The sequence below is a fragment of the Micromonospora yasonensis genome, from assembly GCF_026013475.1.
Taxonomy (GTDB): Bacteria; Actinomycetota; Actinomycetes; order Mycobacteriales; family Micromonosporaceae; genus Micromonospora; species Micromonospora yasonensis.
Genome location: NZ_JAPDPH010000066.1, coordinates 1 through 13,431, shown reverse-complemented (window position 1 = coordinate 13,431; position 13,431 = coordinate 1). Strand labels below are relative to the sequence as shown.

The 13,431-nt window shown below is 74.7% G+C and carries 16 protein-coding genes; 10 read left to right on the top strand and 6 right to left on the bottom strand.

What is annotated here, in order from left to right:
• The first annotated feature begins 231 nt into the window (after positions 1-231).
• The gene (locus ONA70_RS15875) at positions 232-1,980 is read left to right on the top strand and encodes a DEAD/DEAH box helicase (RefSeq protein WP_265007204.1); all 1,749 of its coding nucleotides are present in this window, start codon (positions 232-234) and stop codon (positions 1,978-1,980) included.
• Between the two features lie 54 nt (positions 1,981-2,034).
• On the opposite strand, the gene lon is transcribed toward ONA70_RS15875, so the two are convergent.
• The gene (gene lon / locus ONA70_RS15870; protein ID WP_265007203.1) at positions 2,035-4,371 is read right to left on the bottom strand and encodes an endopeptidase La; all 2,337 of its coding nucleotides are present in this window, start codon (positions 4,369-4,371) and stop codon (positions 2,035-2,037) included.
• Positions 4,372-4,604: 233 nt separating this feature from the next.
• Here lon and ONA70_RS15865 point away from each other — a divergent pair, with 233 nt between their 5' ends.
• The gene (locus tag ONA70_RS15865) at positions 4,605-4,952 is read left to right on the top strand and encodes a histone-like nucleoid-structuring protein Lsr2 (protein WP_265007223.1); all 348 of its coding nucleotides are present in this window, start codon (positions 4,605-4,607) and stop codon (positions 4,950-4,952) included.
• Positions 4,953-5,298: 346 nt separating this feature from the next.
• Here ONA70_RS15865 and ONA70_RS15860 read toward each other — a convergent pair whose 3' ends face one another.
• Positions 5,299-6,309, bottom strand: coding sequence for a PDDEXK family nuclease (locus ONA70_RS15860; protein WP_265007202.1), 1,011 nt, complete (start codon positions 6,307-6,309; stop codon positions 5,299-5,301).
• Between ONA70_RS15860 and ONA70_RS15855 the strand changes: the two genes are divergently transcribed.
• The 6 genes from ONA70_RS15855 (at position 6,281) to ONA70_RS15830 (ending at position 9,579) form a co-directional block, all read left to right on the top strand.
• The gene (locus tag ONA70_RS15855) at positions 6,281-6,880 is read left to right on the top strand and encodes a GNAT family N-acetyltransferase (protein WP_406601197.1); all 600 of its coding nucleotides are present in this window, start codon (positions 6,281-6,283) and stop codon (positions 6,878-6,880) included. The two genes, ONA70_RS15860 and ONA70_RS15855, sit on opposite strands and share 29 nt — an antisense overlap.
• A gap of 221 nt (positions 6,881-7,101) precedes the next feature.
• Positions 7,102-7,290 carry a hypothetical protein gene (locus ONA70_RS15850; RefSeq protein WP_265007200.1) on the top strand — a complete coding sequence of 63 codons (189 nt, stop codon included), beginning with the start codon at positions 7,102-7,104 and terminating at the stop codon, positions 7,288-7,290.
• Between the two features lie 14 nt (positions 7,291-7,304).
• Positions 7,305-7,742, top strand: a complete 438-nt coding sequence (locus ONA70_RS15845; protein WP_265007199.1) for an Asp23/Gls24 family envelope stress response protein — start codon at positions 7,305-7,307, stop codon at positions 7,740-7,742.
• 1 nt (position 7,743) lies between these two features.
• Positions 7,744-8,262: a hypothetical protein gene (locus tag ONA70_RS15840; RefSeq protein WP_265007198.1), complete on the top strand. Its 519-nt coding sequence runs from the start codon at positions 7,744-7,746 to the stop codon at positions 8,260-8,262.
• Positions 8,259-8,813: a hypothetical protein gene (locus ONA70_RS15835; RefSeq protein WP_265007197.1), complete on the top strand. Its 555-nt coding sequence runs from the start codon at positions 8,259-8,261 to the stop codon at positions 8,811-8,813. The genes ONA70_RS15840 and ONA70_RS15835 overlap by 4 nt, the downstream gene beginning before the upstream one ends.
• Before the next feature lie 52 nt (positions 8,814-8,865).
• Positions 8,866-9,579: a helical backbone metal receptor gene (locus tag ONA70_RS15830; RefSeq protein ID WP_265007196.1), complete on the top strand. Its 714-nt coding sequence runs from the start codon at positions 8,866-8,868 to the stop codon at positions 9,577-9,579.
• A gap of 33 nt (positions 9,580-9,612) precedes the next feature.
• Here ONA70_RS15830 and ONA70_RS15825 read toward each other — a convergent pair whose 3' ends face one another.
• Entirely contained in the window at positions 9,613-10,311 is a 699-nt protein-coding gene (locus ONA70_RS15825; protein ID WP_265007195.1) for a CBS domain-containing protein, read from the bottom strand.
• Positions 10,312-10,529: 218 nt separating this feature from the next.
• Here ONA70_RS15825 and ONA70_RS15820 point away from each other — a divergent pair, with 218 nt between their 5' ends.
• A complete protein-coding gene (locus tag ONA70_RS15820) occupies positions 10,530-11,105 on the top strand; it encodes a DoxX family membrane protein (protein ID WP_265007194.1) in 576 nt (191 codons plus the stop codon).
• Positions 11,106-11,278: 173 nt separating this feature from the next.
• Positions 11,279-11,647 (top strand): FKBP-type peptidyl-prolyl cis-trans isomerase, encoded by a 369-nt coding sequence (locus ONA70_RS15815; RefSeq protein ID WP_265007193.1) that lies wholly within the window; start codon positions 11,279-11,281, stop codon positions 11,645-11,647.
• Positions 11,648-11,710: 63 nt separating this feature from the next.
• On the opposite strand, the gene ONA70_RS15810 is transcribed toward ONA70_RS15815, so the two are convergent.
• The 3 genes from ONA70_RS15810 to ONA70_RS15800 all read right to left on the bottom strand — a co-directional run.
• On the bottom strand, positions 11,711-12,091 hold the full coding sequence (locus tag ONA70_RS15810) for an STAS domain-containing protein (protein ID WP_265007192.1): 381 nt from the start codon (positions 12,089-12,091) through the stop codon (positions 11,711-11,713).
• A 100-nt stretch (positions 12,092-12,191) separates the two neighbouring features.
• Positions 12,192-12,848: a response regulator gene (locus tag ONA70_RS15805; protein WP_265007191.1), complete on the bottom strand. Its 657-nt coding sequence runs from the start codon at positions 12,846-12,848 to the stop codon at positions 12,192-12,194.
• Positions 12,845-13,431: sensor histidine kinase (locus ONA70_RS15800; RefSeq protein ID WP_265007190.1), on the bottom strand; the 587-nt coding region annotated here is incomplete at its 5' end. The genes ONA70_RS15800 and ONA70_RS15805, both read right to left, overlap by 4 nt.

Sequence of the window (13,431 nt, the reverse complement as noted above, 5' to 3'; positions counted from 1 at the left end):
GAGCCTGCGGCTCTCCGCCCGACCTCGTGCCAGCCGGCCGGTGCCCGGGCGATGCCGGCGACCCCGCCGCCGGCGAGGACGAGTGCCTTGATCATCCACCGAATCTGTCATCGGGGTACGACACCGGCAGGAGACGGGAGCGGCACCGCGATGCCGGGACGGAACGTGGCGGGGCCGACGGTTGCGCCGGTCGCCGCACCGGGCCGCGGGCGGTGATGAAAGGCTTGTCCCATGAGTTCCGCACCAACGCCGAGCGACCCCACCACCCCCATCGACGCCGACGAGCCGCCGGCCTTCGCCGATCTCGGGCTGCGCGCCGAGCTGCTGGGCGCGCTCGCCGCGCTCGGCTACGAGGAGCCGACCCCGATCCAGCGCGAGGCGATCCCGCCGCTGCTGGCCGGTCGGGACCTGCTCGGTCAGGCGGCGACGGGCACCGGCAAGACGGCCGCGTTCGCCCTGCCGCTGCTGCAGCGGATGCCCGACGAACGGACCGGGGGTGACCCGGTGTCGCTGGTGCTGGTGCCCACCCGGGAGCTGGCCGTGCAGGTCTCCGAGGCGTTCCACCGGTACGGCAAGGACCTGGGCACCCGGGTGCTGCCGATCTATGGCGGCCAGCCGATCGGCCGCCAGCTGCGCGCCCTCGACCTGGGCGTGGACGTGGTGGTGGCGACGCCGGGCCGGGCGCTGGACCACATCGCCCGGGGCACCCTGCGGCTGGGCTCGGTGGCCACGGTGGTGCTGGACGAGGCGGACGAGATGCTCGACATGGGCTTCGCCGAGGACATCGAGGCGATCCTGGAGCACGCGCCGGCCGAGCGGCAGACGGTGCTCTTCTCGGCCACCATGCCGGCGCGGATCGACGGGCTGGCCCGGCAGCACCTGACCGACCCGGTACGCATCCAGATCGAGCGCGAGCGACCGGTGGCCGGCGAGGCGCCCCGGGTGCGGCAGAGCGCGTACATCGTGGCGCGGGCGCACAAGCCGGCGGCGCTGGGCCGGGTGCTGGACGTCGAGTCGCCCACCGCGGCGATCGTCTTCTGCCGCAGCCGCGAGGAGGTGGACCGGCTCACCGAGACGATGAACGGCCGGGGCTACCGGGCGGAGGCGCTGCACGGCGGGATGAGCCAGGAGCAGCGCGACCGGGTGATGGGCCGACTCCGGGCGGGCACCGCGGACCTGCTGGTGGCCACCGACGTGGCGGCGCGCGGGCTGGACGTCGAGCAGCTCACCCACGTGGTCAACTACGACGTCCCGTCGGCGCCGGAGTCGTACGTGCACCGGATCGGCCGGGTAGGCCGGGCCGGCCGGGAGGGCGTGGCGATCACCCTCGCCGAGCCGCGCGAGCACCGGATGCTCAAGACCATCGAGCGGGTCACCGGCCAGCGGATCACCATCGACAAGATCCCCACGGTGGCGGACCTGCGTACCCGGCGGCTGGAGCTGACCCAGGCGGCGCTGCGGGAGTCGCTGCTGGAGGACGACCTGGAGCCGTTCCGGGTGATCGTGGAGTCGCTGTCGGACGAGTTCGACCTGATGGAGGTCGCGCTCGCCGCGGTGAAGCTGGCCCACGAGGCGACCCTCCCCGGCGCCGCAGACGAGGAGGAGATCCCGCAGGTCGCGGTCCGTCCGCCCCGCGAGCCCCGGCCGGCGGGGTACGAGCGGCGCGGCGGTGCTCGCCCCCGCCCCGGCGGCACGACCCAGGTGTTCGTCGGGCTGGGCCGGCGCGCCGGGGTCCGGCCGCAGGACCTGGTCGGGGCGATCACCGGGGAGACCCGGGTCAGCGGCCGGGACATCGGCTCGATCGAGATCGCCGACCGGTTCTCTCTGGTGGAGGTCCCGTACGCGCTCGCCGACGAGGTGATCCGCGGGCTGCGCGGCAGCACCATCAAGGGCCGCAAGGCGACCGTCCGCCGGGACCGGGACGGCGACGCCGGCGGTGAACGCCGCTTCGACACCCACGACCGCCGCGACCGCCGGTAAGGAGGGGCCCCTTCTCCACGCCGAATGCGTGGAGAAGGGGCCGTTCCGTGCACCTCAGGCCGCGGTGAGCGACTGGCCGCCGAGCGCCTCCGCGTCGACCTCGGCCGGGCGCAGGGCCAGGGCGAGCACGTCGGCGACGTCGGCGAGGGTGTGGATGGTCAGCGCATCGCGTACCTCGGTCGGCAGGTCGTCGAGGTCCGGCTCGTTGCGCTTCGGGATGATCACCTCGGTCAGGCCCGCCCGGTGGGCGGCGAGCAGCTTCTGCTTCACGCCGCCGATGGGCAGTACCCGGCCGGAGAGGGTCACCTCGCCGGTCATCCCGAACTCGGGGCGGACCGGCCGGCCGCTGGCCAGCGAGGCCAGGGCGGTGACCATGGTGATGCCGGCGCTGGGGCCGTCCTTGGGCACCGCGCCCGCCGGGACGTGCAGGTGGATCCGCCGTCCGGCCAGGGCGTTCGGGTCCAGCCCGAGCCGTCGCCCGTTCGACCGCAGGTACGACAGGGCGATGTGCGCGGACTCCTTCATCACGTCGCCGAGCTGGCCGGTGAGGGTCAGCCCCGGCTCACCGTCCATGCTGGTCGCCTCGATGAACAGCACGTCGCCGCCGGCCCCGGTGACCGCCAGGCCGGTGGCCACGCCGGGCACCGCCGTACGCTCCGCCGACTCCGGGGTGAACTTCGGCCGGCCCAGGTAGCGGGCCAGGTTGCCGGTGTCCACCCGGACCGGCGTGGGGTCGGACGCCAGCGCCACGGCCACCTTGCGCAGGATCTTGGCCAGGGCGCGTTCGAGCTGCCGGACGCCGGCCTCCCGGGTGTACTCCCCGGCGATCAGCGCCAGCGCCTCGTCGGCGATCGTCACCTCGTCGGCGGTCAGCCCGGCCCGCTCCCGCTGCCGGGGCAGCAGGTGGTCGCGGGCGATGGCCACCTTCTCGTCCTCGGTGTAGCCGTCCAGGGTGACCAGCTCCATCCGGTCCAGCAGCGGGCCGGGGATGGTCTCCACCACGTTGGCGGTGGCCAGGAAGAGCACGTCGGACAGGTCGAGGTCGACCTCGAGGTAGTGGTCGCGGAAGGTGTGGTTCTGCGCCGGGTCGAGCACCTCCAGGAGGGCCGCGGCCGGGTCGCCGGAGTAGCCGACGGCCAGCTTGTCGACCTCGTCGAGGAGCACCACCGGGTTCATCGAGCCGGCCTCGCGCAGGGCGCGGACGATCCGGCCGGGCAGCGCGCCGACGTAGGTGCGCCGGTGGCCGCGGATCTCCGCCTCGTCCCGCACGCCGCCGAGGGAGACCCGGACGAAGTTGCGGCCGAGCGCCCGGGCGACCGATTCGCCGAGGCTGGTCTTGCCGACCCCGGGCGGGCCGGCCAGGGCGAGCACCGCACCGGAACCGCGGCCGCCGACCACGCCGAGGTTGCGCTCGGCGCGCCGGTTGCGCACCGCGAGGTACTCCAGGATGCGGTCCTTCACGTCGGCCAGGCCGGCGTGGTCGGCGTCGAGCACCGTGCGGGCCGCGGCCAGGTCGGTGTTGTCCTCGGTACGCGTGTTCCACGGCATCTCGAGGACGGTGTCCAGCCAGGTACGGATCCAGCCCGCCTCCGGGGAGGCGTCACTGGCCCGTTCCAGCTTGCCGACCTCGCGCAGGGCCGCCTCGCGGACCTTCTCGGGCAGGTCGGCGGACTCGACCCGGGACCGGTAGTCGGCGGAGCCGTCCGGCTCGTCCTCGCCGAGCTCCTTGCGGATGGCGGCGAGCTGCTGGCGCAGCAGGAACTCCCGCTGGGACTTCTCCAGCCCCTCGCGGACGTCGCTGTTGATCTGCTCGGTGACCTCCTGCTCGGCCAGGTGGTCCTTGACCCAGCCGACCAGCAGCTCCAGCCGGGCGGTGACGTCCGGCGCGGCGAGCAGTTCGGTCTTCTGCGCCAGGCTGAGCCAGGGCGCGTAGCCGGCCGCGTCGGCCAGCTCGGAGAGGTCGGTCATCCGTTCCATGGCGTCGATGACCTGCCACGCGCCCCGCTGCTGAAGGACCGAGGTCATCAGCGCGCGGTACTCGCGGGCGAGTTCCCGGGCCTTCCCGGCCGGGGCGGGTTCGTCGAGTTCGGTCGCCTCGACCCAGAGCGCGGCGCCCGGTCCGGGCACGCCGGAGCCGATGCGGGCGCGCGCGAGGCCGCGGACCACGGCGGCGGGTTCGCCGCTGGGCAGCCGACCCACCTTCTCGATGGTGGCGATCACGCCGACGGAGCCGTACTCACCGTCGATGCGGGGTACGGCGAGGAGCTTCTTGTCGCCGCTGGCGCGGGCCGCGTCGACCGCGGCCTGAGTGGTCGGGTCGAGGGTCACCGGGATGACCATGCCGGGCAGCAGGACGACGTCGGTCAGGGGCAGTACCGGAAGAGTTGCCATCGAACACCTGCTATCACGTGGAGTTGAGCGTGTCAGACTCAAGTAACAAAGGGTTCCCCTTGTTCCGGGCTGTGACCCACACCACTCTCCGCTCGGCCTCTCGGCCTTCGCGGACGCACCATTCCGTCAGCCCGATTAGGCGACTCACCGAAAACGAGCGGTATTGTTGCGAATTTGCCATGCCGTACGTCAAACTCTTAGCCACACCCCGCCCGACACAGGGAGCAATGGCGATGGCAAGGAAAGTAATCACCGTTCTGACCGACGACCTGGACGGCGGAAAGGCCGACCGGACCGTCGAGTTCAGCCTGGACGGCGTGGCATACACGATCGACGTCTCCGACGAAAACGCGGGCGTTCTGCGCAAGGCCCTGGACCCCTACATCAGCGCTGGCAGGCGGATGGGGCGCGGTGCGGTGGAGAGCGGGCGCGCCACGCGCCGGACGACCGGCCCGGCCACCTCGGGAATAGACCGCGAGCAGAACCGCGCCATCCGGGAATGGGCCGCCAAGAACGGGTACGAGATTTCCGAGCGGGGCCGCATCCCAGTGTCGGTGGTGGAGGCCTACAAGAACCGCTGAGCCCTCCTCGGCTCACCCTTGGGCATCCCGGGGTCACGCTGAGAAATCGGCGCGGCCCCGGTCGGCTTTTCCCGGTGTTCACAATTTTCAGCCACGAGAGGCCCGCCGGCATCGGGTGCCGGCCGGGAACCCGATCAGACCCGGGCGGCACCGGATGCCGGAAGGCAGACGGCCGGAAACCGCCTGGCATACCTCGGACGGCCCTGACCGTCCCCTACCTCAGTTGACCCGGATCCGCACCACGTCGAAGGCGGGCGTCTGGTTGGCCCGCTCCATCATCGGGATGCGATGCGAGCCGTCCCCGGCCCAGACCGCGCACTGTGCGCGGGTCCCGAGTCGGGCCGGATCAGTCGGCGCAGAGGTGGTCGAAGGCGAAGCCGCCGTCGAACTCGTCCCGCCGGGCGGCCAGTCGCCGGATCTGCTCGCGCAGCTCGTCCCGGTCGACCAGCGGCGGCTCGGCCCCCTCGCGGTCGCGCAGCCGCTCCCCCACGGCCACCACGGCCAGGTCCTCGGCGAGCCGGCCCGGCGGCACCCCGCAGGAGAGCCGCTGCGCGAAGAGCTGGACCCGCTCGACCAGGCACCGGCCCGGCCGCACCTCGACCCAGCTCCATCCCTCGGCCGGGCCGTCGGTCCAGCACACGTGCAGACCACGGACGATCGGGTCGGCGAGGCGTCGCTCGACGTACGCCTCGACGGCCGCGGCCCGGGCCAGCGCCCCGAGGTCGTTGACCGGCCCGCTGCGGCCGTCCGGGAGCCGGCCGACGATGTCCCGGAAGCCGACCGCGTACCCGCTCTCCGGGCCGATGCCGGCGGCGTAGGCGCGGGCGTCGATGACGTACTCGACGAGCCGGCGGGCGTGGTCCGCGCCGCGCAGCGTGGGCGACTCGACCCGCAGCACCGGCAGGCCGACCGCGGCGCAGACCGTGTTCGTCATCCGCTCGGCGCGCCGGGCCGGAGAGCCGGGCGCCGCCGGCGGGGCGAACTCGACGGCGAAGCGCGGCCGGCCGGAGTCGGCCGCACACACCACCTGGTCGAAGCTCTCCCGGATGGCGGTGCTCCACTGGTTGCCCGTGACGCCGGGCGGCCGGCCCTGGACCAGCTCGCTGAGCCGGCGCGACGGGTGGACGATCTGCCCCGACCGGGTGAACGGCGGCGCGCCGCCGGCCGCGATCGGACGCAGCCAGGAGGTCGCCACGCTGCCGGTGCTCGTCATCTTCGCCAGATCCATCCGTCGGTCGCCAGACCGGCCCGAGTGTAGGACGTCGACGATGACCGCCGCCGCGCCGGTGCGCGGAATCCGCTTGCTCGCCGCGCCGCCCACGGGTGGGATGTCCGACGTGTCGACCTTCCTGGCCATCGACCGGCTGGTGCTGCGCGAGTTCACCCCGGCCGACGCCCCGCTTCTGGCCGACCTCGACGCCGACCCGGAGGTGATGCGCCACCTCACCGGCGGCCGGCCGACTCCGGCCGAGGAGATCCGCGACCGCGTGCTGCCGCGGATGCTGGCCGCGTACCGGCGACCGCCGGGGCTGGGCTGGTGGGCGGCGGAACGGCGGTCCGACGGCGTCTTCCTCGGCTGGTTCGAGTTCCGGCCGGTCCGGGACGGCGACCCCCGCGAGGTGGAGCTGGGCTACCGGCTGCGCCGGTTCGCCTGGGGCGCCGGGTACGCCACCGAGGGGTCCCGGGCGCTGGTCCACAAGGGCTTCACCGAACTCGGCGTGGACCGGGTCATGGCCACCACCATGGCGGTCAACGCCGGCTCCCGCCGGGTGATGGCCAAGGCCGGCCTGTCGTATGTGCGGACGTTCCACCAGGACTGGCCGGAGGCGATCGAGGGATCCGAGCACGGCGAGGTGGAGTACGCGCTGACCCGCGCGGAGTGGGCCGAACGGCACGCGCCCGGAGTGGGGTCACCGGCGGACCGCTGACGCGGCACCCGCGACCGCCGCCGCACGAGTGACTGCGCGAGCGCCGCGCCGACGGCTGCCCGCGCCGCGCTGGACGGTTCGGCCCGGTCGTACCCGTTCGTCGCCTTCGCCGTGCCCACGGCGGTCACCGGCCCGGCGAGGCCGCCGGCCACGACTGAGCGGCCCGGAAACGGGTACGCCCCGCCCGTCCGGTTCGGTCGCCGTCGGGAGCGGAGGTGGACATGACGCGGCAGCAGTTCGGATACCTCGCCGGGTTCCTCCTGGTCGCGGTCTGGGCGCTCGGCGGGGCTGGCGCCGCGGCGGCCGCCGTGCTGGCCGGGCTGGTCGGCTGGCTGCTCGTCCGGGCCGTCGACGGCGATGCCACCGTCCCCGGTCTAGCCGACCGGGTGAGCGCGGACCGGCGCCGTTGAGCGGGGTGGCCAGGATGACCGGCACCCTGCCCCGGCCCGGCGCCTCCGCGTCCCAGCGCGCCGCCACCCGACCCGGCGGCGCGGCGACACCGGGCACCGCCGCTCCGCCGGGCGCCACCGCGCCACCCGGCAGCGCCCCGTCGCCCGGCCGGCGGGCCGAGGAGGAGATCCGCCGCCTCGCCGAGGACGCGGCGCGGCGTACCCCGGCCGTCTCCGCCCCGACGGCCACCGTCCGGATCGAGGCGCGGGCCGCCCGCGTCGATCTCGACGTCGTGGTCGACCACGGCGTCCACCTGCCCACGGCCGCCGAGGGGGTACGCCGCCGGATCACCGCCGGCGTGGCGGCGCAGACCGGTCTCACCGTCGAGGCCATCACCGTCACGGTGGTGGGCCTGCGACTGCCCGGGAAGCCCGCCGACGACGTGCGCGGCCGTCGGCCGGCCGGGGGTTGAGGTGCGTACCGTCAACCGGGTCGCCACCCTGCTGCTCGCCGTCGCCCTGCTCGCGGGCGGGGTGCTCGTCGCGCTCGCCGGGCTGCTCGCCGCGCTCGGCGGTCCCGGGCCGCTGCCGACCGGCTGGCCCGCCACGCTGGCGGCCACCCGCTGGCGGGACGCCCCGGTGCGGGTGGTCGCCGCCGGCGTCACCCTGCTCGGCCTGGTCGTGCTCGCCGCCGAACTGCGCCGCTGGCGCCCGGTCCGGCTGCGACTGCCCGGGAACGACGGCTGGCACCTGCACCGCCGCTCGGTGGAACGGCGACTGGCCCGGGCGGCCCGCTCGGTGCCCAGCGTCCGGCGCGCCCGGGTACGCGTACGCCGGCGCGGCGACGCCTGGCGGCCCCGGGTGACCGCCACCGGCGACCCGGCGGCCCGCGCTGACGTCGAGTTCGCGCTGCGCCGGGAACTCGACCGGCTGGCCGCGCCCCACCGGGACCGGATCGAGGTCCGGCTCGTACCGGCCCGGCGGACGACATGAGCAACGCCGCCCACCGGCTGCTCTGGACGGTTGTCGCCCTGCTCCTCGTGGCGGCGGGCGGGACAGCGCTCGCGGTCGGCACGGACCGGCTGCCCGGTGGCGACACGCCCCTGCTCGGCGCCGGGCCGATCGCCTGGTGGCGGGCGGGCGCGCCGTGGAGCCCGCTGGCGGTGGCGGTCGCCGGGGTGCTGGCGGCCCTGCTCGGGCAGCGGCTGCTCGTCGCCGGGCTGCGGGTGCCGGATCGGCTATCCGGCACCCTGGCGCAGCCCGGGGACCGGGGTGGGCGCACCCGGGTCGCCAGCGGGGTGCTGACCGACGCGTTGGAACGGGACCTGCTGCGGACACCGGGGACCCGCCGGGCCCGGGTGGTGCTCACCGGACCGGTGGCCCGGCCGGACGTCTGGGTGGAGGTGCGCCTGGCTGCGTACGCGGATGTCGCCGCCGCCCGCGATCAGGTCGACGCCGCGGTGCGGCGGTTCGCGGCGACGCTCGGCTGCCGGCCCGCGCACCTGGATGTGACGGCCCGGTTGGACGACGAGCCCGGACGGTGAACGGGGTCTTCGATGCGCGACCATGGGCGCGACCACGAGGAAGGGAACGGTCGTGCGGGTGGTGTCGCTGGTGCCGTCGTTGACCGAGGCGGTCGCGCTGACCCGGCCCGAGGTGCTGGTCGGTGCCACCGACTGGTGCACCCACCCGGCCGGGTTGGCCGTCGCCCGGGTCGGCGGGAGCAAGTACCCGGACCTGGACCGGGTGCTCGCCCTCCGACCCGACCTGGTGCTGCTCAACACCGAGGAGAACCGACGCGAGGACGCCGACGCCCTGCACGCGGCCGGGGTGCCGGTGCGGGTCACCTTTCCCCGTACGGTGCCGGAGGCGCTGACCCAGCTCGGCGAGCTGGTCACCGCGCTCGGCGTGGGCGAGGAGCCGGAGTGGCTGCTCGCGGCGCGGCGGGCCTGGGCCGCGCTGCCCACGCCTCGCACCGTCCGCGCGGCGGTGGTGCCGGTGTGGCGGCGGCCCTGGGTGATGCTCGGCCGGGACACCTTCGCCGGTGACGTGCTGCGCCGGCTCGGCGTGGCCAACCAGTGGGCCGACCACGAGGAGCGCTATCCCCGACCGAGCCTGGACGAGCTGCGCGCGCGGCGGCCGGAGCTGGTGGTGCTGCCGGACGAGCCGTACCGGTTCACCGCCGAGGACGGGCCGGAGGCGTTCCCCGGCGTACCGGCCGCGCTGGTCTCGGGCCGGCACCTGACCTGGTACGGGCCCTCCCTCGCCGAGGCGCCGACGCTGCTCGCCGCCCAGCTCGCCCCGAGCTGAGCCGCGCGACGAACGGGCCCGCACCCTGGTCGGTCAGGCGATCGGCATGGCGTGCACCGGGTCCAGCTCCATGAGGCTGGTGTCGTCCACGTCGTACCCGACGGTGATGTGCACCTGCACGACCCCGGCGACCTGCGCGGCGAGCCGGCCGGCCAGGTCGACCGCGCTACGCCGGTCCAACCGCCCGTCCAGGGTGACCTCGCCGTCGCAGACCTGGACGGTGACCAGGCCGTCCCGCACCGCGAGCACCTTGCGCAGCACCTGCTGCACCACGTCCTCGCGGATCTCCGCGTCGGTACGCAGGTGCACCCGGAGCAGGTCGCTGCGGGTCACGATGCCGACCAGCCGGCCGAGGTCGTCCAGCACCGGCAGCCGCTTGACCGCCTCGCGGTCCATCAGCCGGGCCGCCGCCGGCAGCGACGCCGGCGGGGTGGTGGTGACCGCCGGGGCGGTCATCAGGTCCCCGGCCACCAGTGCGCCCGCCTTCTCCCGGGCGGTACGCCGGCGCCGCCCCTTGAAGACCCGGCGCTCGTCGGGGTGACCCGACCGCTCCACCTTGTGCAGCAGGTCCGCCTCGGAGACCACCCCCAGCACCCGGTCGAAGGAGTCCACCACCGGCACGGCGCTGATGCCCCGCCGGATCAGCACGTCGACGATCTGCCGGTACGGCGTCTCCTCCCGCACTGTCGCGACGTCCCTGGTCATCACGTCGTCCACCCGCCACGTCCTCATCACGACCTCCTCGGGCCCGACCTTCCACCTGCGACGCTAGGCGGATTTGGACGTCCGGGTCAGAGGCGGTCGGCCGGCCACCGAAGGCCCTCCGGACCGGGCCGGAAGGGGTCCAAGGTCCCGGTCCGGAGCGGCCCGGTCGGCCCTGCCCGCGACCGCGCCCGGGAGGTGGAATGAAGGTGCCACCGGAAAGCGCGGTGCGAGGCACAGGAAGGGACGTGGAGACCATGACCGCGACGATCGAGCGGATCACCGCCAACACGATCGCTCCGGCGGCCCAGACCAACCGGGACGCCGAGACCACCCGTCAGAAGGCCACCCGGTACGTCTTCGCCGGACTCCGGCTCGCGCTGGGCTGGACCTTCCTCTGGGCCTTCCTCGACAAGATGTTCGGCCTGGGGCACGAGACCGCGGCGAAGGCCGCCTGGATCAACGGTGGCAGCCCCACCAAGGGCTTCCTCACCTTCGGCGCGGCCGGTCCGTTCAAGGGCCTCTACCACGACATCGCCGGCGCGGCCTGGGCGGACTGGCTGTTCATGGTCGGCCTCCTCGCCATCGGTGTGGCCCTGCTGCTCGGCATCGGCACCCGGATCGCCGCGGTCGCCGGCGGGCTCCTGCTGGTCATGATGTGGACGGCCGTGCTGCCCCCCGAGAACAACCCCTTCCTGGACGACCACCTCATCTACACCGGTCTGCTGGCGGTCCTGGCCCTGGTCGGCGCCGGCAACACCCTCGGCCTCGGCAAGGCGTGGGCGAAGCTCCCCATCGTCCAGCGGCTCCCCTGGCTGAAGTGAGGTCAGTACGGGCAGTACCCACCGGGCGGGCGTCACCGACAGGCGGCGCCCGCCACCTTTGTGCCGTCACCGGTCCCCGTCGCCACGCCGCGGCGGGGACCGACGCGTATCGGCCGGGCACGATCGGGCAGGATCGACGGTGACCGCACCGTCAGCACCGAGGAGACCCGCTCATGGAGAAGCCCGAGGTTGGCCCGATCGAGGGCGCGCCGCCCGCCGATCTCGTCATCGAGGACATCACGGTCGGCGAGGGCCCGGAGGCCCGCCCCGGCCAGCTGGCCAACGTGCACTACGTCGGCGTGGCCCACTCGACCGGCCGCGAGTTCGACGCCTCGTGGAACCGCGGCGAGGCGTTCGAGTTCCCGCTCGGCGGCGGCCAGGTCATCGCCGGCTGGGACCAGGGCGTGGTCGGCATGAAGGTGGGCGGCCGGCGTCGGCTGACCATCCCGCCGCACCTGGGCTACGGCGCCCGGGGCGCCGGTGGCGTCATCAAGCCGAACGAGACCCTGGTCTTCGTCGTGGACCTGCTCGGCGTCCGCTGAGCGACCGGGACGGCACCCGGGCCGTCGGCGGGCACGCCGGCGACCCGGGCGTGCCGGGGCCGGTCAGGCCGCGACCAGCTCCCGCGTGGGCAGCGGCACCCCGCCGGCCGGCACCAGGTCGGATCCCGACGCGACCCGCACGACCCGGCGCAGGCCGGTGACCCGCAGCACCCGGGCCACCACCGGATCGGGATCGACGAGCACCAGCTCACCGCCCTGGGCCCGGACCCGCAGGTGCGCGGCCACCAGGGCGCGGACACCGGCCGCGGAGAGCACCCGCACGCCGGACAGGTCGACCCGCAGCAGCGGCCGCGTCGGGGCGGCCCACAGCGCCGCCCGGAACGACCCCACGGTGGCGATGTCGATCTCGCCGACCGGCCGGACGTCCACCACGTGGTCGGCCACGTGAATCTCCACATGGAACCGGTCGCTGCCCTGTCTCATGCCCACGAACCTATCCCGCGGGACCGACACTTCCGGCCGCTTGAGAACAGGGATCCGGGAAGGTCCCGGGTGGCGACCCCGAGGGCCTCAGGGGGAACCCTCAGGTACTCTCCACGACCCGGTTCTCCCAGGCCCACGCGGCGACCTCCACCCGATTGCGGGCACCCAACTTGTGCTGGATCCCGGCAAGGTGGCTCTTCACCGTGCTCAGCGAGATGAACAACTCGGCCGCGATCTCCTGGTTGGTCCGCCCACGTGCGATCGCCCGGACCACTTCGATCTCACGATTCGACAGCGCCGGACGGAATCGGCCGGCGGCCGGCTGCGCGGGCGGGTTCAGGTGCCGCAGCAGCCGCAGGGTCAGCGAGGGTGACACCAGCGCGTCGCCGTTGTCGGCGGCCCGTACCGCCTCCACGAGCAGGGCCGGACCGGCGTCCTTGAGGACGAACCCGACCGCGCCGCCGCGCAGCGCGCCGTAGACGTACTCGTCGAGGTCGAAGGTGGTCACCACGACGACGCGCAGCGGGTCGGCGACGCCCGGCCCGGCCAGGGCCCGGGTGACCTGGAGGCCGTCGAGCCGGGGCATTCGGATGTCGACCAGACAGACGTCCGGGCGCAGCCGCCGGGCCTGCTCCACGGCGTCGACCCCGTCGACTGCCTCGGCCACCACCTCGATGTCGGGCTGGTCCTCCAGGATCATCCGCAGGCCGCCCCGGACCATCGCCTGATCGTCGGCGAGCAGCACCCGGATGGTCACCGACGCTCCCTGGCCGGCGCGGGCAGGAGGGCCGCGACCGACCAGCCACCGCCGGGGCGGGGGCCGGCGGCCAGCGTCCCGCCCAGGGCCTCGACCCGCTCCCGCATCCCGACCAGCCCGTACCCGTGCCGGTGGAAATGCCGGGCGGGGGCGGGCGGGCCGTCGTCGACGACCGAGACGGTCACCGTCCCGGCCTCCTCGGCCACCGTGACCGCCACCGTACTGGCGTCAGGCGCGTGCCGGGCCACATTGGTCAGCGCCTCGCGGACCACCCGGTAGACCGTGGCCGTCACCTCGGGCGGCCACGACGGGTTGTCGTCCGGGACGCGCAGCCGCACCGCCACACCCTGCCGCGCGAAGCGGGCCACCAGCCCGGCGAGCTGTTCCGGGCCGGCCGAGGCCGGAGCCGCGTCGGCGTCGTCCCGCAGGATGCCGACGAGGCGTCGCATCGCCGCGAGCGCGTCGGAGCCGGCCGACTCGATGCCGGCCAGCGACTGCCGCGCCCGTTCCGGCTCGCGTCCACCGACCAGCTGCGCGGCCTGGGCCTGGACGACGATGCCGGTGATGTGGTGGGCGACCACGT